This window comes from Alteromonas lipotrueae, assembly GCF_019249255.1.
GTDB classification, from domain to species: Bacteria; Pseudomonadota; Gammaproteobacteria; order Enterobacterales; family Alteromonadaceae; genus Alteromonas; species Alteromonas lipotrueae.
In genome coordinates, this window is sequence record NZ_JAESDJ010000015.1 from 1 (window position 1) to 23,988 (window position 23,988).

The following is a 23,988-nucleotide window of genomic DNA, read 5'->3' on the forward strand; positions in this document are numbered from 1 at the left end:
CTATTAAAGTACTTATTGGAACAGACCTAGCCGCTAGAGGCATTGATATTCAGCAATTGCCATGCGTGATTAATATTGACCTCCCCTATGTAGCTGAAGACTATATTCATAGAATAGGACGCACGGGTAGAGCATCGTCAAAGGGCTTAGCGATATCACTTTTCAGCGACGATGAAGCCAAACAATTGAAATCAATCGAACGTCTTCTTGGCAGGCAATTTAAAAAGACATTTATTACTGGGTTTACGCCAAAGCCAAAACCTAAGCCTCCTGCTGCTAAGGTAGAAGAAGACTTATACGGAAATTTTGAAGCTGACGATAAACCAAAGGGTAAAGGCCGTTCAAAAGGTCGTAGAAAGCGCCGCTAGTTCAGGAAAAGGAAATAATGGAGTCTGAGTACGTTAAACAGATAGTACACTTTAGATAACCTACGTTAAGGAATGTCCCCTGCCCCCATTATTTCAGCACTTTCATCGCTCAAAAAACACATCAACTAAATCGGCAAGGGTCTCTTCCAACTCTTCTTCGAAAACATCAATATCGATATCAAAACTATTCATATACTTGTCTGCATTCTCACGCGACACAGTAATGTTTTTCATTTGAAATTCTAGCTCAGGAAGTGACTTATCGTAACGGGGTTTCACAACCCAACGCAAACAATGACCGCGGTTGTCTTTCAGTTTTTGTTTTGCAAAAACACAAAATTCCTCGACATAGTCTGCTCCTTGCGGGCCAAGGCAGCCAGGTTCAATACGACACATCACCAACAATTTTTTGTACAGAGGGAGTCGAGTTTCCATTATATCTTTGAATAGTTTAAAAATTTGATTATCAGCAAATTCAGACCATATTGCCAGTGTAAATAAAGGAGTCGAATATTTTTGAAAAAGTAATGTACCCGGCTCCTTTTATTCTATTCTGCTTGCGAAGCGTATTCGTTATGCATTAACCATGCATAAGCGGTAGTGAAGGCAGGTTCTTGAAACTGCTTCAAACCCGTTTCGGCAAAAGGCACTGCAATTGGGTTTCTGCGTATAGACTCTTTAATATCAGTTGAGCTAAATACAACAACATCTAACCCTTCAATCAATTCAATAACCGCTTCTAATTTGAAGCCAATAGCGCTTCCAGCAAATTTACCTTTGCTTTGACGCTGGCGAATTATCACAGCATCAATTTTGTAGTCGGCAACAAGTTTAGCGAAAGTACTTTGAAAGCTTTTGAGCCCTTTAGCACTGGTATCGGCTAACGTTAACCGGCGTGTACGGCAGTCGGGAACATGAAACAAACCATCTATTAACGACAATAGACACACATTCGCTTCGTTACCTTTTAAATCTACACCACAGACTTTCATATTCATTCCTATTTACATTTATCAGCCATTATAGCGTGTTTTGCTAATGATATTTATCAACACTCAGCTTTCTTTGCCAACATCATAATTTTTGCTATGAAAATGGCAGCAGATGGCTTCCTATCAAATCACTTACTCGCTCAATTTTAAAATCATAAATGGGTTTGAACGTTTATTAAGCTGTCTTTAAGACTGTTTTACTTACGCGCAAGAAGTAGAAAGGGAATACCATGATAATGGTCAACTCCAGTTCGAAGGATTTTATATAGAAAAAAATGACGATATTATAGCCAACTACAGAAGATATTTTGAAAACGGTGAACTAGAAACTCGGTTAGTTACCGTTCCTGAAAAACCGGGGTATGAGAACTTCACAGTAGTGGATTATGTCGCCCCCGGTTTACTGTCGAGAAGCTTTACCATTGAAAATGGAAAGTTTCTGGGTGACTTCGTATTTAATGAGTATTATGAAAATGGCGATATACACACACGCATTACAGGGTCGTCAACGTTGCCGCAATTTACTTTCAAGGAATATTACAGCAACCGTAAAATTAAAACTGAAGGTACAATAGAGTTTGATAATGAAAGAAAACATCTTCATTACATCATGTATAACGCCGAGATGTTTGCCGAACAATTTATCAGTCAAAATACATCAGGCACCTTCGTTGACTATCATCCAAACGGTAATATCGCTGTTAAAGGCAGTTTTGTTGATGGGGAGGAAGAAGGGGAATTTCTGTATCTAACGCCTAACAACGAAATTTTAAAAAAATACACCGTCAAGAACGGAGAAGAAATTGGCCCAGGCGAGGTGAACACGTTTTACAGCAATGGCCAACAAAAAACTCATACAGAGACCTACAACGGCTTAAAAAGCGGCCTTTATGTAAAATTCTACGAGGATGGCCAATTAGCAGAGCGAGGATACTATTCTCAGGAAGACTTCGATGGCAACGGCCTTATAAGTTTCAAGAAGGGTATTTGGAGATATTATGAGTACCATTCAAATGGTAACTTAGCCGAAGAAACTACCTATATAAATGAATACAAGTCAGGAAAATATCAAAAGCTCGATGAAAATGGCAGAATTTTAAAAGCAGGAAAGTATTTAGCCAATGAGATGCACGGCGTGTGGCAGCTATATGATGAAGCACATGGAAAAACAATTTATGGGAAATACGACAACGGTGAGTTAATCAAAGCAGCAAATAACCTTTTCAATACGATAAAAGTGAAAAATTTATGCGATGAAACTTTATCTGTTCTTACTTTTGTAGAGGACGATTGGCAAATCGAAGGCTGGATAAGCATAGCTCCCAACTCAACTAAAAAGATTTTAGAAACCCAAGCCAGTGCTTACTTCGTTTATCTCGAAACTAATACGTTCAATTGGTCTGGCTCAGTGGAAAGACGGTATCAGGATGATGAATATGGATTCTCAGAAGTGGCGCTAGAGGACGAGTTTTATAAAGATTATACGCAAGTTATTAATTGTGATTAATGAAAAAATGGCGTCGAAAAAATAGGGGCAGAGTACTTTTTTATTAGTAATGTACTCTGCCCCCTTTTATTCCACATCTATTACTTAAAGTTGAATTACGTTATCGCCGCTGTCCCTGTCGATCATTTTCACGAAGGGGTCTACCCCCACATAGGCAGGCTTTTCTTCCACCGTAACGGTAAAAGTATTTTCTCCGCTAACGAGCTTGTGCTTCTGGTTGTAAAGCACTTTGGTGTCGCCAGACACGTCCTCGGGATCGCCGCTAAACAACGCGATATCGATGTACTCATTCACTGCGCCTTCAGTCTCACGCCCCGCGCCATCAGCCTCAAATTTCGCAGCCGCAACGGTCATGGTCACTTCGAACTTACCGTCGCTGGTTTGTTCTGCGTCTGCTGACAACATTTTCAAGTCATATAGCGTGATGCGCTCAAACAAATCGGCAATAAACTGCTGCTCTTCTTCTGTGGCCTGGGCGTTTAGCGCAGCTTGAAGATCTAGCGTAGTCGGATACGGGTTATCACTGAACTTATACTCCTCTAAGAAGTTTTTAAGCGCGGTATTAACACGTTCCTCCCCTAAACGGTCGAGAATAGCCATCATGACTACCGAGCCTTTGCGGTAGTGAATATACTGCTGGTTCTCACTACGCATGAACGGCATTTCCTCAATAAGCTCGCTGCCGCGATCGCGTAAGTAACGGTCGAGTTCGTATTTAAGGAAGCGGCGCATCTTGTCTTCGCCAAAGCGTTCACGCAGCACCATTATGGCACTGTACTGAGACAAACTTTCAATGATAATAGACTGCCCCTGCACATTCGCCGCCCCTACCTGATGTCCCCACCACTGGTGTGCAACTTCATGTGCCGTAACATAGTACACGTAGTCTATATCTTCCGGGTCGCGCAAATCCGCGATAAAACCAATTTCCTCCGAGTACGGCACGGTATTAGCAAAGCTCTGTGCAAACGAGCGATAACCTGGAAACTCTATAATGCGCATCTGTCGGTGTTGATAAGGGCCAAAGGCGTTGGTGAAATAATCCAGTGAATCCTTCACACTTTGTACCATCACATCCACGTTCCAGTTATGTTCTGGGTGATAATACACCTCGATATTTACACCGTTGTGAGCGTCCTTTTTAACGTCATGGCGTGCCGAGAGGTATGAGAAGAAATTCACGATAGGGGCATCCATTTTATAATGAAAATAGCGACGCCCGTTCTCCTGCCACTCTTTTTGCAAGTAACCAGGTGCGATAGCAATCTGATCGCTGCTAGTAGACACGGTAGTTTCAAAGTCGATAAAGGTTACGCCTTTACCAAAGCCACTTTCAGCGTAGCGTGAGGAATCTTCCAATTGATATGAACGAGGGCGTTCTGGCAGATCGCGCTTGCGTCGCTCGTGCCTATCTGCAATCAGGTATTGTGGATTGAACCCGAAAGAAGGAAACAGCGAGTAATTGTCGATGAAAGTCCCATTTTCAGCCACTTGAAGATCGAAGTTACCGTCTTTAAAGCCCTTATGCTCACGCAATACTGACACGGTTCCGGTTCGGGTTTCGCCTGGCATCAAAGGCTCTTCAAACGTCATCCATGCTGCAGAGAGTGAGTCGAAACGTTCGCTAACTTGCGCGCCGGGAATAACGATACCCCACTCAGTAGTGAATTGAGGCACGGAAATTAGGGTGCGCGAAATGGGCTCATTAAATGGATTGCTTACTGTAATGTCTGCAGATACTTCGACACGGCGGGCTTCGGGATAAATATCAACATTCGCATTAACACGGGTTACCACCGGAATGAAATCGTCCTCGTACTGAGCGAATTGCCGTTCGTATTCAGCCTGTAACTCGAAACCTTCATCTTGTGTAAGATACGTATTCACTACCTTGGTATTATAATGAATGTAGCCACCTGTAAGCACGAATACGATGAGGCTTGCCGCCAACACCGTTTTTCCGGAAGTACCTAACTGATAACCCAGTAGCTTGAAACGGTGTTTTAGTGAAACTTCCGGCCCGCGCTGCCACATGGCATAACCTACAGTGAAAAGAGCCAGCGATAGCGCGCTCCAGTAAAGCATATACCAAGCAAATGGCCCTAAGAACCAGCCCCAGCCGTTTAAGTCTGAGTACAGCACTTGTGGGGCGTCACTAAAGCTCCACATATTATGCTCAAGCCCAAGCTCAGCAAACACTAAGCTAATAATGAAGTAAGCCACAAACAGCAGCATACCCACAAATTTATTCGGGCTTAACACCTGAATAAAGAATGCCAACACGGCCAGTAGCGCCCACGGTACCCAGGACACAAAATAGATCCCAATTAGATAGGTGCCGAAATCAAAATCAAAGTAGCCCTGCGTAGCCTGATAAATGACCGCAAAAGCAATACCAATTGCGAACAGCAAAGCGGTTACTGCCCACATCGCAAGCAGCTTAGATACCCAGAACACAAGGTTAAACGCAGGTGTAGAATCGATAATATCGCCCATCCCCGATCCACGCTCGCGCCAGACAATTTCACCACTATAGTAGGTGATGACGATAAGCATCATCAGCCCGTAACTTTCGCGAATGAATTCGACCATCTTGTAAGTCAACGGCCAATTTGAAGTGCCGTAAATGCCCCCAATAGGCACGAAGTACAACGCAGTAAGGTTGAACAGCGTGAATATCATTAGCACAAGCAGCGCAGGGCTAAACATTACTTGGCGCATTTCGAAGCCGATACGGGTTAGTAACTTACTAAGCTGTTCGCCATGCTGCGATTTTATGGTTAGGTTCAGGCTTTGTGGTGGTGGAATTTTTGATGCTTTTGTGGGCTTCTCTTTACGGGCTTTCTGCTGCCAGCGCATTTGATAAATGCTGCCGACGGTTGCCAAAATAACCGCGCCTATGCCAAGCCAAATCAAACGGTTTTGTAACAACACACCTTCTAACGACACAACCGCGGTGTTCTTATCAAATACGGTCCAATAACGGGTTACCTCTCCATAGGTGCGCAGGCCAAATGGGTCTAACAGTGCACCGATAGTGCGGAATTCCGGCTCAGACGTTACCACTCCGCTTATAAGGTAAAAAATAAAGATCCCCATGGCTACCAGATACGCCGCCATCATTGAGCGAAGGCGCTGGGCAATAGCGTAAAATATCATTCCCAATGCAAGCATGCTGGGCACTGAGAAGTAGAAAAAGGTGGTCAAATAGAAGCTTAAGTTCGTGGGCCCTATCCGTTCCTGATCTATCCAAGGCATCAACGAGCCTAATAAAATAGCGATGGGGACCATAGCAAATACGCAAAGGCTGACCAGATAGGCGCCAAAAAAACGGCCTAAATGATACGGCAGCGGTGTAATGGGTCGCGTATAGACTAGTTCGCCCATGTTGCTGGAGTGATTGCGTGTAGCCGTACCGGAAACAAAGTTAACCAGCAGGAATAACGCAAAAATACTCATGATTAGCGTGGTTTGAGTGATAGCAAACGAGCCGTTATAGAGTACGTTACCACCGCCACCAATACGCACATTGTCGGTGGTTGTCGCCATAAAGGGCAATAGGAAAAACGCCAGCATGGTGACGTAAAATGAGGGTTGGCGAAGATAATATCGCCATTCAAAAGTGAGGCTGTTCAAAAACATCGTTATTCTCCCTTACGCAGCAGTCGCAGCGCGGCTGTTATGCAGCGTAGAGAAATATACGTCTTCTAGGTTAGCCGGCGCCTGTTCGAAGCCCTCTGGCGGTGTGTCTGCAATAACATGAATAACATGCTTTCCGGCAATTAGACGAGCCGAGATAATATTAAGGTGCTGTTCGAGTTCGCGGTACTCTTCTTGGCTAACCTGTTTGCGCCAGATGCGCCCTGCCAGTTCGTGTGTCAGGCTTATTGGGTTGCCTTCCATTAAGATTTGCCCCTGCCCCAACACCGCCATTTTCGGGCAAAGTTCAGACACATCATCAACAATGTGAGTAGATAATATGATGACCTTCTCTTCACCTAGGCTTACCAGCAAATTATGGAACCGGTTACGCTCTTCAGGATCAAGTCCCGCCGTAGGCTCATCAACGATAATAAGGTCGGGGTCGCCAAGTAACGCCTGAGCAATACCAAAGCGCTGACGCATACCACCAGAATAACCACTCACAGCTTTATCTCTGTGTTGCCATAAGTTTGTGTGAACTAATAGGCTTTCTACCGCCTCTTTGCGGTCTGACTTACTGTTTATTCCTTTTAATACCGCAAGATGGTCTAGCAATTTTTCAGCACTAATGCGCGGATAAACGCCGAAATCCTGTGGCAGATACCCAAGACGCTGGCGCAGCGCATTGGGATCGGCCAGAACATCGATATCGTCAAACTGGATGGAGCCTGCGTCAGGTGTTTGCAACGTGGCAATGGTTCTCATTAATGATGATTTCCCAGCACCATTCGGCCCTAGTAACCCAAACATTCCTTTGGGAATTGACAAGTCTATACCGTTCAGGGCTTTAACCCCATTTGGATACGTTTTGGTAAGGCCGATAATACTGAGCATGAACATTCCTTTAGTTTTATATTGTTCAACTTTCAGACTACGCCGTAATGGCTTGTATGTTAATTGAAAACTTGTAACAAAGTGCGAAATTTGGTCAATACAATAAAAATGAGAGCAGAGTACTTTTCAGGCAAAAAAGTATTCTGCCCCACTATTTATATTTTCAAGAACCGCAAAAGTGTTTTGTTATTAGTGCTGTTTTTCACAAACAAATTAATCGTCACACTGTGTGCACTTAAATAACGGCTCTTTTGAGCCACTTTTGTGAGGATTAACAATGCCTATTGCATTATTTGCGTTAACGTTAAGTGCGTTTGCTATTGGTACTACCGAATTTGTGATTGTGGGGTTAGTGCCCACGATAGCGTCGGATCTTGGCGTAACCCTACCCAGCGCGGGATTACTCGTTAGCCTTTACGCTGTTGGCGTGGCTGTTGGCGCCCCTGTATTAACTGCATTAACCGGTAAATGGAACAGAAAACATGTACTGCTAAGTCTTATGGCTTTGTTTGTTGCCGGTAATATCCTTGCTTGGCAGGCACCTAGTTACGAAAGCCTAATAGTGGCGCGTATCTTAACTGGCCTTGCCCATGGTGTGTTCTTTTCAATTGGCTCTACTATCGCCACCAGCTTGGTTGCTAAAGAAAAAGAAGCCAGTGCCATTGCTATTATGTTTACCGGCCTTACCGTTGCCTTGGTAACAGGTGTACCGCTTGGCACGTGGATTGGACAAAGCTTTGGATGGAGAGCGACATTCTTAGTGGTATCTGCACTAGGCACTATTGCACTTATTGGCAGTGCGTTACTTGTGCCAAACAACTTAAAACAGAGTAAACCTGCGTCGTTAGGCGAGCAAATGAAAGTATTGGTTCAGCCCCGTTTAGTCTTGGTATACCTAATGACCATTCTAGGGTATGGCGGTACCTTTACCGCGTTCACTTACCTTGCGCCTATTTTGCAACAAGAATCAGGATTCGCGCCTTCTGCGATTAGCTTGATCATGCTGGTTTACGGTGTCTCAGTTGCTGTTGGGAACATATATGGCGGTAAATTAGCTGATAAAAAAGGCCCTATTCGCGCGCTCACTATTATCTTCAGCGCTTTGGCCATTATCTTATTCGCCCTAACCTTCACCATGGGTCACAAAATTGCTGCAGTGATTACTATTCTAATGTGGGGTGCGTTTGCATTTGGAAACGTACCTGGCCTTCAAGTCTATGTTGTGCAGTTGGCGGAAAAATTCACACCAAATGCGGTAGATGTTGCTTCAGGGCTAAACATTGCAGCGTTCAACATTGGTATTGCGGTAGGTTCAATTGTTGGCGGTGCCATTGTAGAGGGCATGGAACTGTCTGATACCGCATGGATAGGCGCTGCTATTTCTGTGTCTGCGTTAGTGGTAACAAAGTACAGCGGTTACTTAGATAAACGTGACGCTTCAACTACGATAAATGCGTAAGGGTGCCATTATCAATACCAACACGTTTGATAAACTAGCAGCGCACGACTTTTCAGTAGGCGCAGAGCTTCCACTAGATAACGACTGGGCACACTTTGAGCCACAAAAGGTACGCCGTTTGGCGTACCTGATTGAACTCAACATCACAGCCGTATCTAGTTTGCAGCGTCTTATGAACGACGGAGAAGCTTTATTAAAGCGAATAACAGAGCAACGTTTAGTGGTAGAATTACCCCCAAGTTTTTGCTTTTGAAAACCTCAACGATGCGCTTCGTTATTCTATATAAGCCAAACAAAAAGCAGTGGTGACTGTTGCCCCCTTTTTTTGAGAAATATTTACAATTTTATTCGTAAGTTAGTTAGCAAATTTTGTTGTTGCGATTATTACTGCGCAAAAACGCGTTACCTTTCTTTCGTTACAATCAGGCTACAAGCCGCATTCTGACGCTATTTTAACCAATAACCTAAAAAATTTGGCAAAGTAGGCCTATGGTTTGCAGCTTTAATCGTAACTCACAAACTGAAGGGATACATTATGTTACGTTGGGCTTTAATATTTTTAGTAGTTGCATTAGTTGCGGCAGTTTTAGGATTTGGTGGAATTGCTGGTTCTGCAGCGGGTATCGCCAAAATCATATTCGGTGTTTTCGTTATCCTACTGATCATTTCAATTGTTATGAATATGGTCAGGGGTAAAAGTTAAACGAAAGCCGAATTAAAAAATTGGTTTTAAGACTTTGCGAGAGTCTGCATTAAACAGCCATTAGTCATTTGATGAATGGCTGTTTTTTTTAATTTACGCTTCATCAATGGAGACCATTATGAGCAATAAACAACGCATTACGAACGTAGGTATCGGGCTTGCCGCTGCATCTGCGGGAATTCTAGCAAGAAAAACGCTTCAAAAGTCGTGGGAAAAGGTAACTAACGCCCCCTCCCCGAAAGACAAAGGAAGTGAAAACACAGATTTTAAAGAGGCCGTAACGTGGGCTGTAGTGTCAGGTATTGGAGCAGGCGTTGCCAGAATGGCCGTTCAATATGTACTGGACAAACGCCAGTCGAAATAACACTGCCAAATTGATACCTCTTAAAAGTGTAAGCGCTTATAAGAGGTATCGAAACGTTGGGTAAATTTTCGGCCTGTTCCCCATAACATTACTGTTAAATAAACCTTCAAGATTGAATACAAGACAATTCATCGTGTAACCACCACATCACCTTATTTATCCCAATGCCTATTTTATTAACCCGCCTCTGGTTGCTAGTACAGCTGAGCTACTCTTAATACTATTTACGCTACATGCGCTATCTGCACTTAAACCCGTTTATCTCTCTTCTGGTATAAAAGAATGCAATGATAGCGCTTAAAATAACCACAGTAACGATGGTGTAGAACATAGACACCATGGGGTAGCCCCACACTATAATCAGCACATAATTTATTGAAGCGGGCACAATGAGTTGACGCGCAATACCTAAATACATGGGAAACATAGGTTTTTGCATTGCCTGCAATATAGCCACACTTTGAAACAAGACCACGTAAGCATAAAAGGCTAATGTATCAATTCTAAGATACGTTATTCCTGTATTTTTAATGGCACTGTCGTTAGTAAAAAGGCTCATTGCCAGCGGCGATAGAAAATACATAACGGGAATAGACACTATCGCCATAAAGAAACCGATTAATAACCCCTTGCGATACGTTTCAGCCACGCGGTCGTAGTTATTTACGCCCATATTCTGGCCCGCTATGGCCATTACCGCGCTATTTAACCCTAACGCTGGAAGTAACAACACTTGCTCTAGGCGCAGCCCGACGGTATACCCCGCCACATGCTCACTACCAAATTGACCGATTAGTGCCACAGTAATAAAACCACCTAAAATAATGGTGAGCATATTGAAGCTAGCGGGCACAATTTGTTTAAGTAGCTTTTGCCAACGCTCTTTATCAAAAGTGGGCATTATCGATATGTTTAAACGCTTCATCAATACGCGGAATAGGTAAAACGCGGTGGCAAACTTAATCACCACTGTGGCTAGCGCTATACCGCTTACCCCTAAGTCGAGTACGAAAGTAAAGAAGGGGTTCAGCCCAAAATTAGCAAAAAAACCAATCATGAGTGCATTTCGGTTAGATTTGGTATCGCCTAGTGCCATTAACGCGCCCGCCGCACCGAAAGATAAGGTGAAGCCTACTGAACCCGTCACCGTTACCCATAAATATTCCATCGCAAGGGGCTCGATATGAGGTTCAGCGCCAAGTAAAACCACTAGCGGGCGGGCAGCAAAATAACCTAAAACACACGACACCGCGCTAAAGGCGATGGCAAGGCCGCTAACGTTATCTAGCCAGCCTTTCACTTCGTGGGTTTCTCCCCTGCCCGCCCCCGGCGCAATCATTGCAGAAGCCCCAGTTTGAATGCCAATACCAATAGATAGCAGTAAGAAGAAAACGCTGGAAGCAATGGATAAACCGGCAAGTGCGTTATCGGACAAATAGCCCGCAAACCAAATATCTGTCAGGTTATACAGTGTATTGAAGATCATGCCCGTTGATGCCGGGATAGCAAGCCGCACCATATGACCGACAATAGCGCCTTCCGTCAACGATGGTTCAGATTTGGTGGCTTCTTGCATTTCGGCTCCTCAGCTATAACGAATACCCGCAACAACATACCGATTTTTAAGCCCACAGGAAGAGTTTTCTATCAAGAATAAAAAATTACTTTTCGAAGTGTCGCAGTGCGTTCTGCCGCTTTGGCACTGCCGTCCTTATTGTTTAACTCACATAGGAGACTGATTGATGGGGTAATTTTAACCAACAATACGCCAACCCATGAGGCCCTTATGTTGGCTTAGGCTTTTTTATCAATATGAATGAAAACGGTGAAATTCTGGGCTTTGGCCATGGCGGCGCAGATAAAGGCTTTATGTCTCAGTTATATCTTGAGTTAGATACCGACAACGGCTACTTCTTCGCCAACAACGGCAGTAGCATCCGCTTTGAAGGCATTGATAACAGTGATGGCGGACTGGTTAAAACCCTTGTGATGGATGGTAACAAACGTGGTGAACGGATAGAGTCACTGGCAAGCTTTGCCACCGAGTAAATAGTTAAATGTAGTTGAGCGGATTATAAAAGAATTGATAGGGCTTTAAATAGATCGGCGAAAGCAGTTCCCCCACTCTTTTTATAGGTAAACCATCGCTCAAATCAGAACACTAACGTGCTTCGCATCTTGTGCTAATTTGAGGCGAGTTTTTTTCTAATTAAGCGCGTCTTCGCTGTTTTTTGAGTTATCGCATGGCCTTCAACTGTATCAGTTTCGCCAGTATCTTCTTTTTTATCGGCACATGCCTCTTTGAATACCTTGGGGCTGCACCCGTACTCATTTTTAAACAACTTATTAAAATAAGGCACGTTTTTATAGCCTACGGTGTAAGCAATTTCAGACACATTTACTGCTTTGTTATCAGCAAGTAGTCGCGCCGCTTCATTCAGGCGCAACTTATTCAAATATGCGCTAAACGTCAGGCTCAATTCTTTTTTTAATATCTCATTTATTTTGTTGCGATTAATACCCGTTCGTTGAACGACAGTATCTACTTGAAGGTCGGCATTGGCATATTCAGTGGCCATCAGTTTCAACAAGGCGCTTTTTTCACGATTCTTTTGCGGCTCAATTGACAATTGCTGATACGCGATTAACGGGCGATCCTTTCTTACTTTATCTATCACTTCTTTTAACAGCGCTTTAGTACGCAGTTTAAGCACCCATATACAGGTTCCAATCCAAGCCATCGTTGCAATAAGAATAAAGATATATACCCATCGCCAGTCGCGCCCGTGTAACTCCATGTTCATTACATTTACGTTGGCTCGCTCGCTCAATGGACTCTGAATCGAACTGCCTAAGGAGAGTTTGGCGACTTTTTGAATGTTGTAATCCTGTTTACTCAACTCCGACTTATATTGTCTGTACCACCATTCCGGTGTATCGAGTAAGTGCAAGTCGATGTCATGCTTTTCCCATGTGTCGTTACAGTTAAAGTAACGCGTGGATATTCGCTGTGATCGCGGGTCGTCAATCGTCGTTATGTTTTCATCTACCGTGTATAAGGCAAACGTTAAAATATTGTTAGGGGAACACTTAACATCAAAGCTAACAGAATCGTAATTGGATAGGTCAACCGTATTGGGGTGCCCTTTTTGATTCAAAAATACCATTTCCGCCAAAGCAAACGGACTGTAGCCTTCTCGGTCATCACTCACTAAGTTTAAATGGAAATTAAGGCTGTAATTGTCATCAGCAATTTCAATCGTAGACAGGCCTCCTTCCTTAGAATCTGAATACGGAACGGCTCGCCATTTATACTTGCCATTTTCACTTTGTGAAGACAATAAAGGCTCATTCAAAAAAGCTGAATTGAATGCTGCAAAACCTAAAATAAGCGTTAGCACTAAAAGGCTTATCACAACAAGTAACGCTTTTTTGAAAAAAACAATCATCCTAATCTAACCATTTTCAAAACCAGACACTAATAAACATCCAATTTAAGTAATACAGCTTGAACCAAATAATGACAACGACATTGTTAAAATTAAGCTCCCCGAAATTCAGCGTGAAACCATTAATGCAACTTTAAAAAATCTTATACTTTTTGCATAAAAAAGTTTAACTATTCGCACAGAAACAGCTTTTTTGCCAATAGAACTAAAATTTTTCGCGGCTTCACAATATCCTCAGAATAACAATTTTCACAAATAAATAACAATCAAGAAATGCACAGTATAAAGGTTATCGTTAACAACAAAACCAAATCCCACGCCACTGTGTTTTTAGCTCAGGTTTTATGCTGTGCATGGTTAACCTTTTTGGGCGCATCAGCAACAGCGTCGGCAAGTACGGTCCCCCAAAAATTTGCGTCAAAAAACGCAAATACACATGCAGATCTAACGTTGCACTTCGATACCCCCGGTGAACATTGGGAAAATGACGCTCTGCCATTAGGTAATGGAAAAGTAGGCGCAGCGATATTAGGGCAGCCCTTGCTCGACAAAATTCAATTTAACGAAAAAACACTATGGACAGGTGGCCCGAATTCTTCTGAAGATTACCAGTACGGATTTCCAGAGAATTCCAGCGACTTCTCCGTAACCATCAAAAAAGTACAACAACAATTGAGAGAACGGCTCAATTTAACGCCAAGCGAGGTGTCTGAGCAACTAGGACACAAGCAAACAGGATATGGCAGTTTTCAATCGTTTGGCGATTTGATCCTCAGCTTTCCTAAAACGCATGGCAGCTACACCAACTATAAAAGAAGTCTCGATTTAGCCAATGCCACAGCCCGCGTTTCTTACTCAGTAAACAGTATCAATTTTACTCGTGAGTATTTTGTAAGCTATCCCGATAACAGCCTGGTCGTGCACCTTTCATCAACCGACCTAAATGCAATTACAGTCTCTGCTCGAATTAACGTACCCGACAATCGCAGCTACACACAACGCACAGCGTTTCCTCAAAGCGTTGAAGTCAGCGGCAAGCTAAACGACAACCAACTTGAATATGCGGCAATTTTAAGTGCACAGACAAAGCGAGGATCGCTGCACATTTCTAATGGCCAATTACATATAAAAGGTGCCGACAGCGTGACCTTAAAACTCACAGCGGCAACAAACTATCAGCTTAGCTACCCAAACTATCGTGGCGAGTCGGCAATTAGCCGAGTTAATGAGCAATATAAAGCCGCCAACAAATATCCTTACCCCCAATTGAAACAGCGCCATCTTCACGACTACCAAACACTTTTTAATCGTGTCAGTCTGGATATTGGGCAAAGCCAATCCGCTAGCTCAAAACAAAACCACCGCAGCGTTCTTGATGCTATTACTACTGATCAATTGTTGAATGGGTATCCGTCTGACAACGTCACGCTAAATCGCGCGTTAGAGCATCTCTACTATCAGTATGGTCGCTATTTATTAATTGCCTCTTCGCGCAAGGGCAGCTTACCCGCTAATCTGCAAGGCGTTTGGAATAAAGACAGCCAGGCACCATGGAGCGCGGATTACCACTTGAACATAAATTTGCAGATGAATTACTGGCTGGCAAACATGACCAACTTGCCAGAAACCCTGCCCCCTTTGTTTGATTTCGTGGAAAACCTGTCGGTGACTGGCAGCCAAGCGGCTGAGCGATTATTTAAATCTTCTGGTTGGGTGGTATTCCTTAACAGTAATCCATGGGGTTCTATAGGCCTAATTGATTGGCCGACTGCATTTTGGCAACCAGAAGCGGCCGCTTGGATGTCGTTGCACTTTTACTCGCACTATCAATTTAATCAAGACAGTACCTTTTTGGCTCAGCGAGCATATCCAATCATGAAATCAGCCAGTGAATTCTGGCTCGACAACTTGGTTGAAGACGCTAACTCCGGTTTGTTAGTTGCCACTCCCAGTTATTCACCTGAACACGGCAACTTTTCCGTTGGCGCAGCAATGTCACAACAAATCATCGCTGAATTGTTCGCTAGCACAAAAGAAGCCGCGCAGTTGCTGGAAGATCATAATTTTGAACAACGATTAGCGAAAGCCATTGCGCGACTTGATCAAGGATTGCGAATTGGCCGTTGGGGGCAATTACAAGAATGGCAACAAGATGTGGATGATAAAACCAGTCAGCATCGTCACGTCTCTCATTTATTTGCTTTGCATCCTGGACGTCAAATTTCGCCAACCGAAACGCCAAAACTTGCTCAAGCGGCGAGCACCACATTGAATGCGCGTGGAGACGGTGGCACGGGCTGGAGCAAGGCGTGGAAAATCAACTTTTGGGCTCGTTTATACGACGGTGACCGCGCCCACAAACTGTTATCAGAACAATTAATGCACAGTACGTTAAATAATCTTTGGTGCAATCATCCGCCTTTTCAAATCGATGGCAACTTCGGCGCAACCTCAGGCATGACCGAAATGCTGTTACAAAGTCATAAAGGCACTATCGAATTACTACCGGCGTTGCCGAGCGCATGGCCACACGGCAGCGTAACCGGTATTAAAGCCAGAGGTAATATTGAAGTCGCTATGACATGGCAACAAAACGCGCTCACCAAAGCGGTGTTTCGCGCCAATCGTAAGGGAAAAATAGAAATACAAAATAGCGAGCTTGCCAGAGAGTTTGCACTAATGCGGTTAAATCAACCAGTACCCTACGAGCGCTTAGCCAGTAACAAAATCAGATTTAGTTCTGCTGCAGACCAAGTAACCGAGTTACTTGTCAGTGGCAATTAAATATAAACAACGATAAAGCCATTAGCCTAGTAGATAATAAAAATCGATAGGGATTTTATATATGAGAAACATATACCCAGAAAATAAAACCTATAGCTTAGCAAGTTATGCCAGGACAAAAACGACAATTAGTGTGTTAGCTGCACTTGGCCTATTACTGCCCACCATAGCTTACGCCGCAGACAATGAAAAAGACGCTGTCGAAGACCCAGACATAGAAGTAATCGATGTAAAAGGCATTCGTTCCAGTGTTATTTCAGCCCAACAAGTCAAAATGGGTTCAGATAAAATTATGGATGGCATCAGCGCCGATGATATTGGTGCATTACCCGACAGGAGTGTCACTGAAACCTTGCAACGCGTAGCAGGTGTCAGTATGGACAGATACATGAGTTTAGGCGACCCCGAACGTTTCTCTGTTGAAGGTAATGGCGTTATTGTTCGTGGTTTAACTCAAGTGCGTTCTGAAATAAACGGGCGCAATACGTTCAGTGCTGATGGTGGCCGTGTGCTAAGTTTTGCTGACGTACCACCGGAGCTGCTCAAAGCAGTTAACGTATATAAAAGCCCATCTGCCGACCAAATCGAGGGCGGGATCAGTGGTACCATAGATCTCGTTACTCGATTACCTTTCCAAGAGAGTGGTCAGCGATTCGCCTTTAGCTTAACCGGCAACTACGGTGACATCATTGATGAGGTGAAACCCGCGTACTCTGTTCTTTATTCTAATACATGGGAACTAAACGACGAAGCCAAGTTTGGTCTACTCGTAGACTTTGCTCACTCTGAACTATCTACTCGCAACGACTCCATCTACGTAAGAGATTTCCACCCTAGAACCGGTATTGCCGGTCATGAAGACGAAACCGTTTATCTGCCACGCGGCGCTGACTGGCGTTCGTTGTATTTCGAGCGTGAACGCAACGGTTCATACGTTGCGTTACAATTTGCGCCTAATCAAGATCACCAGTTTACCTTCACTTATTTCGGCAGTGACTACGACATGACATGGAGCGAAGATGCCATATTCGTGCAAAATGATCCAAGTGGTGTTTTAGCCTCAGAAGACAGTGTGTACGACAGCAATAATGCCTTCAGAAAAGGGCGCATCACGCAGCAGGGTGGCTTTATGCCAATGGGCTCTGATATTCGTGCAGCGGTACAAAATGCAGTAACCAAAGATTTCGCATTGGCTTATGAATATGCTGGCGATCACTTTGCTATTGACGCGTCACTTCAACGCGTTGACTCCACCTCTGAAGGACTCGATTCAACAGTTGCGTTGGAAGTTACCATTCCTTACCTAGACGTAGACTTAACCGGAGACTTGCCGGTCATCATGTCAGATAGCGCCCACTTGGCCGACCCAAGTAATTATTATTGGGCTTTTATCATGGACAACCAATATGACAAAACGGCTGACATGACCGCCGCGGATGTAGATGTTGAATACTTCTTAGAAAATGACGTTATTGAAAGTGTTAAGTTTGGTGTGCGTTACAGCTCAGCGAATTCAAATAACGCCGACACAGGTTACAACTGGAGTCCGTTGGCGCCTGCATGGTTACAAGGCGGAATTACAGGCGGTACTGAGAACATCTATCCCGACTCTTCGGCGTTGAGCCTAAATGAATTTGAAAATTTCTTTGGCGGCGAAGTTACATCACCTTCCAATATTTTTGCGCCGCTGCGCAGCTTCGCACTTGACTACCCTAACAGCTTTAACGATTTACAAAGCAGGTTTGAATACGCCGATTGGGCCGGTTGGGCATACTGGAATCAGCGCAACCTGAATGACCAAGCTTGGCAAAATAACCAATCAGAGAAAACCTATTCAGCCTATACAATGGCTAACTTCTCATTGGATAACTTTTCCTATCCAATTACGGGTAATTTTGGCATTCGTTATGTAAGAACCGACAACACCGCGCATGGCTCGTTAACTTACCCTGAAGTTGATTTATTCGGAGGTTCAGGCACTGGAGCGGAACCGCTTGAAGCCGAACACAACTACGATAACTGGTTGCCAAGTTTAAACATAAAAGTAGAGCTGTCTGATGAGCTATTACTTCGTTTTGCAGCATCTAAAGCGATGGCTCGGCCAGACTTTAACAAGCTTGCAGCCTCAATAAACCTGAATGCATCGCTGAAGGATGAATGTAACAGTGGTGATGCAACAGCGTGCCTGCCAATTGGCCCCGAAGACTACAACCTAACTTTAGAGTCTTCGACGAACCCTTATTTAGACCCTATGGAGTCAACCCAGTTTGACGTTTCGTTAGAGTGGTATTACGCAGAAGACAGTTCAGCTTACGTCGCGCTTTTCAGCAAAGATATTTCCGGTTACCAGGTTACGCTGGATTCACAGGTTGATTTTGGCGGTTATACGTATAATGCCAGATGGCCAATTAGTGACGCTGAAGCCGATATCAAAGGTTTGGAGCTTTCGGTTAACCACTTCTTCCACTCCCTTCCCGCACCATTTAATGGCCTAGGTCTACAAGCAAACTACACCTATATCGATAGCAGTACAGATACACAATTGAGTGCATCACCGGTTGATACTGACGGCTCAACATACGACACACAGCCCTTTGCTGCGTTGTCAGAAAACTCATTAAACCTCATCGGTATTTATGAGTACGGTGATATCTCTGTGCGCTTTGCTTACAACTGGCGTAGTGAGTACTTAGTTTCAGTAGGACCTAATGGTTACAACGGTAACCGAATTGATGGCGGTACATACGCGTTACCCGTTTACAACGCCCCAGCGGGCTATTTAGACGGCTCAGTATCTTACCGTATCAATGACAGCCTGTCGGTTGTACTTGAAGCCAACAACATATTGAACACGGTAACTGAAATCGAAACTAAGCAAAATGCATCGGGTAACTATCGCTCAACGTTCCACGCAAACGACGTCCGCTATGCGCTGTCTATTCGCGGTAACTTTGAACTCTAGATTCAACCTCTTGAATATGAAATCAACCTACAGCACTGGCAAAACCAGTGCTGTAGTGACTGAGATTAATTCGTTTAACCTTATTAAAGCTAAAAAGTTATGAATTTAAAGTTACCCGTATTGGCAACAACCTTAACATGTCTCATTCTAATTGGCTGTCAAAGTACCTTACCTGTAACCAACGACTCGCCAAGCAACTCCACTAGAGCCCTGCCCCAAGTCATTAGCAAAGAGGGGCGCCACCAGTTTCAGGTCGATGGAAAACCTTATTTATTGTTGGGAGCTCAAACCAATAATTCAGCCAACTATCCAAGTGCACTAAATGACGTATGGCCCGTGTTTGACAAAATGCACGCTAACACACTCGGTATTCCCGTTGCTTGGGAGCAGATTGAACCGGAGCAAGGTAAATTTGACTTTAGCTACCTAGACACTTTGATAGCCGAGGCCAAAGAACGTGATGTAAGAGTGGTGTTACTGTGGTTTGCCACATGGAAAAACAACTCACCTAAATACGCGCCTTCTTGGGTTAAGTTAGACAACAAAACATATCCGAGAGTGATCACTAGAGACGGAAAGATCCTTAACTCTCTGTCCCCTCTGGCAAGAAGCACACTTGATGCAGATAAAACGGCCTTTAAAGCCCTAATGACTTACTTACGCGATAACGATCCAACACATCAAGTCATTATGGTTCAAGTGCAAAACGAAGTCGGCACCTATGGCGCTAAACGTGACTTTTCGCCAATGGCGCAAAAAGTGTTTGAGCAAGCAGTCCCTAAACAATTAACGGATGCCTTAGGTAAACCCTCAGGCACGTGGCTACAAGTATTTGGCAAAGATGCCGACGAGTTCTTCCATGCTTGGCATATCGGCACCTACGTAGATGAAATTGCGGCCGCTGGCAAAAAAATCAAGAACCTGCCCATGAACGTAAACGTGGCGTTGCGAAATCCGTTCAACCCAGGAGAGGGATATTCCATGGGAGGCCCAACCGACAACGTTATCGATTTATGGAAAGTAGCGGCACCTAACATCGACATGATTTCGCCTGATATTTATTTTAGGGATTATAAAACCGTGGCCGCAGTCTTAGCGCTGTATTCGCGACCAGACAACCCTTTGTTTGTTGCGGAAATTGGTAACGACCAACCCTACGCTCGCTACTTCTTTTCTACACTCGGTCAGCAAGGCATTGGGTTTGCGCCATTCGGTATGGACTATACCGACTACGTTAACTTTCCATTGGGCGCTAAAGACATGAGCGATGCCACCATCAAACCATTTGCCGACAATTACGCACTCATGGAATCGTGGTCTTCTACGTGGGCAGAACTCAGCTTTAGTACTGAAACATGGGGAGTTGCAGAGCCACTCAACACAGCCGAAGACCAAGCAGTTTGGAACGCCGAAGTATCTGCAGCACTAGCCCAAGAAAAATCAAAGCAATATACACAAGAACTCGATCTAGGTCGTTGGAAAGCAACCGTAACCTATGGTCGTCCGATGTTTTGGATTTCGCCGCCAAAGGGCAATGACCCATCATCAGGTGGTGCACTAATCGCCAAACTTTCTGAAAACGAATATTTGGTCACAGGCGTTCGTTGCCGCGTTGAGCTTACCCCTTCTGACGAAATCGATGGCTTACCATTTATGATCGACCGCGTGGAGGAGGGTTATTTTGATGACGCGGGTACATGGGTATTTGAACGGGTTTGGAACGGTGACCAAACCGATTGGGGCCTTAATTTCACATCAGAGCACCACATTTTGAAAATCAAAATGGCAACTTACGAACACTAAAAAGAACACAAATTGGACTATTAATTATGATGAACAAAAAACTACTCGCTCACAGTGTCGCATTAGGCTTAATGTCTATCACTGTATTGTCAGGATGTTCAAAAGATGCAACGCAAACTTCATCAGCACAAGTCGAAAGTGCAGGTACCGTTCAGCATATAGAGCACGGGGTGATTGTGACCCCCACACAAGGCCAAGCCAAAGCGGTTCGCTTGCAAGTGATGGCCGACAATATAATCCGTGTCACCGCAATTCCTCATAGCAAGCTTAATGCTGTGGCCGATAGCCTGATTGTGAATATGCCTGCTGCTGGTCAATTTACCACGGCGCGCTCAAACAACTTACTACAACTTAGAACACGAGAAATGACGGCGGAAGTGTCACTAATAAACGGCACAGTCACCGTAAAAAATGCAGCGGGGGAAATCTTACTTAGCGAAGAAAATAGCGGTGAATTTAGCACAGTGACGCAAGAAACCATCACCCCAGATTTCGACTCTTACGCCATTAATCAGCAGTGGAACAGAGGAAGCGACGAAGGATTCTTCGGTTTGGGTCAACATCAAAATGGGCAAATTAACTACGCTGGCGAATCAGTTCGTCTGCTTACTCATAACTTATCAATCGCCATTCCGTACGTTATTTCTACGCGTAATTACGGCGTGTTATGGGACAACGCATCGATTACCAATTTTGGTGATCCACAACCAGCAACAGGTTTAGGCCAAGAGTTAATTTTATACGATGCCAACGGCAACCCAGGTGGCTTAACAGCAAACTACTACGACGGTGACACGTTAGTTTTTAGCCGCGTTGAATCTGATCCAGACTATAAATTTCTTAGCAACAACTCGGTACGTGAAAAACCAATGCCACAGGAAGTTAGTCACGTTAAGCAACCACGAGTGGTATGGACCGGTAGCATCGAAGCCAAAGCCACTGGATTACATCGATTCCGGATGTACAACAGTGGTTACGCTACATTGTCAATTGGCGGTAAAGAGTTGCTCAACCGCTGGCGGATGAACTGGAATCCTTGGTACCACAACACTGAAATTGAGCTGGAGAAAGGCAAAAAGGTGGCGATTAACATCGATTGGGACTCTCAAGACGGTTTCTTTCGCTTAGCGCACAGCGACCCGCAACCCAAAGATGACCGTTTCAGTCTTTCTTTCACGTCTGAAACGGGCAAAGCCAAAGACTACTACGTCGTTGTTGGTGAAAACAAAGATGCGCTTATTTCCGGTTACCGCACCCTAACAGGCAAATCTGTAATGCTGCCTAAATGGGCCTATGGCTTCTGGCAAAGCCGCGAACGATATAAGACGCAAGATGAATTACTCAACGTATTAAAAGAATACCGCGCGCGCCAACTACCAATCGATAACATCGTACTCGACTGGTCTTACTGGCCAAGCGATGCCTGGGGCAGCCATGACTTTGATCCGCAGTACTTCCCAGACCCAATCAAAATGACACAAACAGTGCATGATTTAAATGCCACTATCATGATTTCCATCTGGCCAAAATTTTATCCAACAACCGATAATTACAAAGAGTTAGATGCCAAAGGTTACATGTTGACCAACAATGTCCTGAAAGAGAAAAACCTAGACTGGATAGCGCCCGGTTACTTAAATGGTTTCTACGATCCGTATCCCGTGGAATCGCAACAAATTTTTTGGCGTCAACTCAATGAAAAACTGAACGTTAAAGGATTTGACGCTTGGTGGTTAGATGCTTCAGAGCCAGATATACATTCAAACTTATCTTATCAGAAGCGCAAAGAGAACATGAACGAACTCTCTGTTGGTAGCGGCGCTGAGTTCTTTAACTCTTATGCATTGCCCAACGCCGAAGGGGTATACAAAGGTGAACGAAAAACTGACGGGCACAAGCGCAGCTTTATCCTAACGCGCAGCGGCTTTGCCGGAATTCAACGCACCGGTAGTGCAATTTGGAGTGGTGACATAGTACCTCGCTGGTCAAACCTGAAAGAACAAATTGCCGCAGGTGTCGGGGTGAGTTTAGCGGGTGTACCTAACTGGACCATGGACATTGGTGGCTTTACACCAGAAGATCACTACAGGACAGGTCCGAATGGTTTTGTTGGACACTATTCAGAGATGGCTAAAGAATACCAAGCACAATGGCAAGAAATGCAAACCCGCTGGTTTCAATTTGGTGCATTTGTTCCACTGTTCCGCTCCCATGGTCAAAATCCGTATCGCGAAATCTTTAATATCGCCGACGAAGATTCTGAGGCCTATGCCAGTATGGTGTATTACCTCAAGCTACGTTATCGCTTAATGCCTTACATCTACTCTATTGCGGGTGACATATACCACAAAGATGGCACGATGATGCGCGGCTTAGTCATGGACTTCCCAGAAGACAAAATTGCCATAAACCTAAACGACGCTTACATGTTTGGTAAAGCGTTGCTCATCAACCCAGTATACGAATACGAAGCGCGTACTAGAGACGTTTATTTACCTGCTGGCACCGACTGGTATGATTTTTATAGCGGCGAGAAATACACCGGAGGTCAAACTATCAAAGCGGATGCACCGCTCGTCAAAATGCCCTTGTATGTAAAGGCCGGCGCTATAATCCCGACCGGAGAAAACATTCAGTACGTTTACGACAAGCCAACCGGCGCTTATACCATCAATGTATTCACTGGCGCTGACGGCTCGTTCGAGATCTACGAAGATGACGGCAAAACATACGACTATGAAAGCGGTGAGTACAGCTATATTCCACTGACTTACGACGAAAGCCTGCAAACCCTCACTATTGGTGAAAGGCGAGGCACGTTTGAAGGTGTGTTAGAAAACCGTACTTATCACATTCGTTGGATTTCAGAAGGGATTGTGCCTGATAACTTCGACGCAAAGCCAGCGACAACAATCACTTATTCAGGTAAAACTGTCTCACTCACAAGAACGCCGTAGATGACTGTGTTGCCCCCCCTGCTTGCCCACCAACGCCAAATCTGGGCGAACAGGGGCTGGTGACCGTGTTACCTATAGGTGATTCAAACGCTTTAAAGCGCTGT

Annotated in this window: 17 protein-coding genes and 1 pseudogene; 12 read left to right on the forward strand and 6 right to left on the reverse strand. The window is 44.4% G+C overall.

What is annotated here, in order from left to right; genetic code table 11:
- The coding region (locus tag KYS23_RS16860; RefSeq protein WP_274608570.1) for a helicase-related protein at positions 1–368 on the forward strand (368 nt) is incomplete at its 5' end.
- Between the two features lie 102 nt (positions 369–470).
- Here the strand turns inward: KYS23_RS16860 and KYS23_RS16865 are convergent.
- Together KYS23_RS16865 and KYS23_RS16870 are read right to left on the reverse strand one after the other, a co-directional pair.
- Positions 471–803 carry a hypothetical protein gene (locus tag KYS23_RS16865; RefSeq protein ID WP_013783016.1) on the reverse strand — a complete coding sequence of 111 codons (333 nt, stop codon included), beginning with the start codon at positions 801–803 and terminating at the stop codon, positions 471–473.
- A gap of 113 nt (positions 804–916) precedes the next feature.
- Positions 917–1,360 (reverse strand): DUF3010 family protein, encoded by a 444-nt coding sequence (locus KYS23_RS16870; protein WP_159532568.1) that lies wholly within the window; start codon positions 1,358–1,360, stop codon positions 917–919.
- Between the two features lie 217 nt (positions 1,361–1,577).
- Here KYS23_RS16870 and KYS23_RS20975 point away from each other — a divergent pair.
- A pseudogene (locus KYS23_RS20975) lies at positions 1,578–1,628 on the forward strand (hypothetical protein); the annotation flags it as partial.
- A 111-nt stretch (positions 1,629–1,739) separates the two neighbouring features.
- Entirely contained in the window at positions 1,740–2,867 is a 1,128-nt protein-coding gene (locus KYS23_RS16875) for a toxin-antitoxin system YwqK family antitoxin (protein ID WP_218419513.1), read from the forward strand.
- Between the two features lie 84 nt (positions 2,868–2,951).
- On the opposite strand, the gene KYS23_RS16880 is transcribed toward KYS23_RS16875, so the two are convergent.
- Complete coding sequence (locus tag KYS23_RS16880) at positions 2,952–6,509, reverse strand: ABC transporter permease/M1 family aminopeptidase (RefSeq protein WP_159532572.1); 3,558 nt, start codon at positions 6,507–6,509, stop codon at positions 2,952–2,954.
- Positions 6,510–6,521: 12 nt separating this feature from the next.
- A complete protein-coding gene (locus KYS23_RS16885; protein ID WP_218419515.1) occupies positions 6,522–7,403 on the reverse strand; it encodes an ABC transporter ATP-binding protein in 882 nt (293 codons plus the stop codon).
- A 277-nt stretch (positions 7,404–7,680) separates the two neighbouring features.
- On the opposite strand from KYS23_RS16885, the gene KYS23_RS16890 reads away from it, so the two are divergent.
- The 4 genes from KYS23_RS16890 to KYS23_RS16905 all read left to right on the forward strand — a co-directional run bounded on the left by KYS23_RS16890 (position 7,681) and on the right by KYS23_RS16905 (position 9,929).
- Positions 7,681–8,862 (forward strand): MFS transporter, encoded by a 1,182-nt coding sequence (locus tag KYS23_RS16890; protein WP_218419516.1) that lies wholly within the window; start codon positions 7,681–7,683, stop codon positions 8,860–8,862.
- Positions 8,855–9,115 carry a hypothetical protein gene (locus tag KYS23_RS20610; RefSeq protein ID WP_220100334.1) on the forward strand — a complete coding sequence of 87 codons (261 nt, stop codon included), beginning with the start codon at positions 8,855–8,857 and terminating at the stop codon, positions 9,113–9,115. Before KYS23_RS16890 ends, KYS23_RS20610 begins: the two co-directional genes overlap by 8 nt.
- A 282-nt stretch (positions 9,116–9,397) precedes the next feature.
- Positions 9,398–9,565: a DUF1328 domain-containing protein gene (locus tag KYS23_RS16900; RefSeq protein WP_159532578.1), complete on the forward strand. Its 168-nt coding sequence runs from the start codon at positions 9,398–9,400 to the stop codon at positions 9,563–9,565.
- A gap of 118 nt (positions 9,566–9,683) precedes the next feature.
- The gene (locus tag KYS23_RS16905; RefSeq protein ID WP_159532580.1) at positions 9,684–9,929 is read left to right on the forward strand and encodes a DUF4235 domain-containing protein; all 246 of its coding nucleotides are present in this window, start codon (positions 9,684–9,686) and stop codon (positions 9,927–9,929) included.
- Positions 9,930–10,167: 238 nt separating this feature from the next.
- Here the strand turns inward: KYS23_RS16905 and KYS23_RS16910 are convergent, their stop codons facing one another.
- The gene (locus KYS23_RS16910) at positions 10,168–11,505 is read right to left on the reverse strand and encodes an MATE family efflux transporter (RefSeq protein ID WP_159532582.1); all 1,338 of its coding nucleotides are present in this window, start codon (positions 11,503–11,505) and stop codon (positions 10,168–10,170) included.
- Positions 11,506–11,741: 236 nt separating this feature from the next.
- Between KYS23_RS16910 and KYS23_RS16915 the strand changes: the two genes are divergently transcribed.
- Positions 11,742–11,978 (forward strand): hypothetical protein, encoded by a 237-nt coding sequence (locus KYS23_RS16915; protein WP_232370664.1) that lies wholly within the window; start codon positions 11,742–11,744, stop codon positions 11,976–11,978.
- A gap of 134 nt (positions 11,979–12,112) precedes the next feature.
- Here KYS23_RS16915 and KYS23_RS16920 read toward each other — a convergent pair whose 3' ends face one another.
- Positions 12,113–13,378 (reverse strand): helix-turn-helix domain-containing protein, encoded by a 1,266-nt coding sequence (locus KYS23_RS16920; RefSeq protein WP_159532584.1) that lies wholly within the window; start codon positions 13,376–13,378, stop codon positions 12,113–12,115.
- Positions 13,379–13,651: 273 nt separating this feature from the next.
- Here KYS23_RS16920 and KYS23_RS16925 point away from each other — a divergent pair, with 273 nt between their 5' ends.
- The 4 genes from KYS23_RS16925 (at position 13,652) to KYS23_RS16940 (ending at position 23,884) form a co-directional block, all read left to right on the forward strand.
- Positions 13,652–16,162, forward strand: coding sequence for a glycoside hydrolase family 95 protein (locus KYS23_RS16925; RefSeq protein WP_218397456.1), 2,511 nt, complete (start codon positions 13,652–13,654; stop codon positions 16,160–16,162).
- A gap of 61 nt (positions 16,163–16,223) precedes the next feature.
- The gene (locus KYS23_RS16930) at positions 16,224–19,124 is read left to right on the forward strand and encodes a TonB-dependent receptor (protein WP_218419518.1); all 2,901 of its coding nucleotides are present in this window, start codon (positions 16,224–16,226) and stop codon (positions 19,122–19,124) included.
- A gap of 99 nt (positions 19,125–19,223) precedes the next feature.
- A complete protein-coding gene (locus tag KYS23_RS16935) occupies positions 19,224–20,927 on the forward strand; it encodes a DUF5597 domain-containing protein (protein WP_218397453.1) in 1,704 nt (567 codons plus the stop codon).
- Positions 20,928–20,953: 26 nt separating this feature from the next.
- On the forward strand, positions 20,954–23,884 hold the full coding sequence (locus KYS23_RS16940) for a glycoside hydrolase family 31 protein (RefSeq protein WP_232370665.1): 2,931 nt from the start codon (positions 20,954–20,956) through the stop codon (positions 23,882–23,884).
- Positions 23,885–23,988 lie beyond the last annotated feature (104 nt).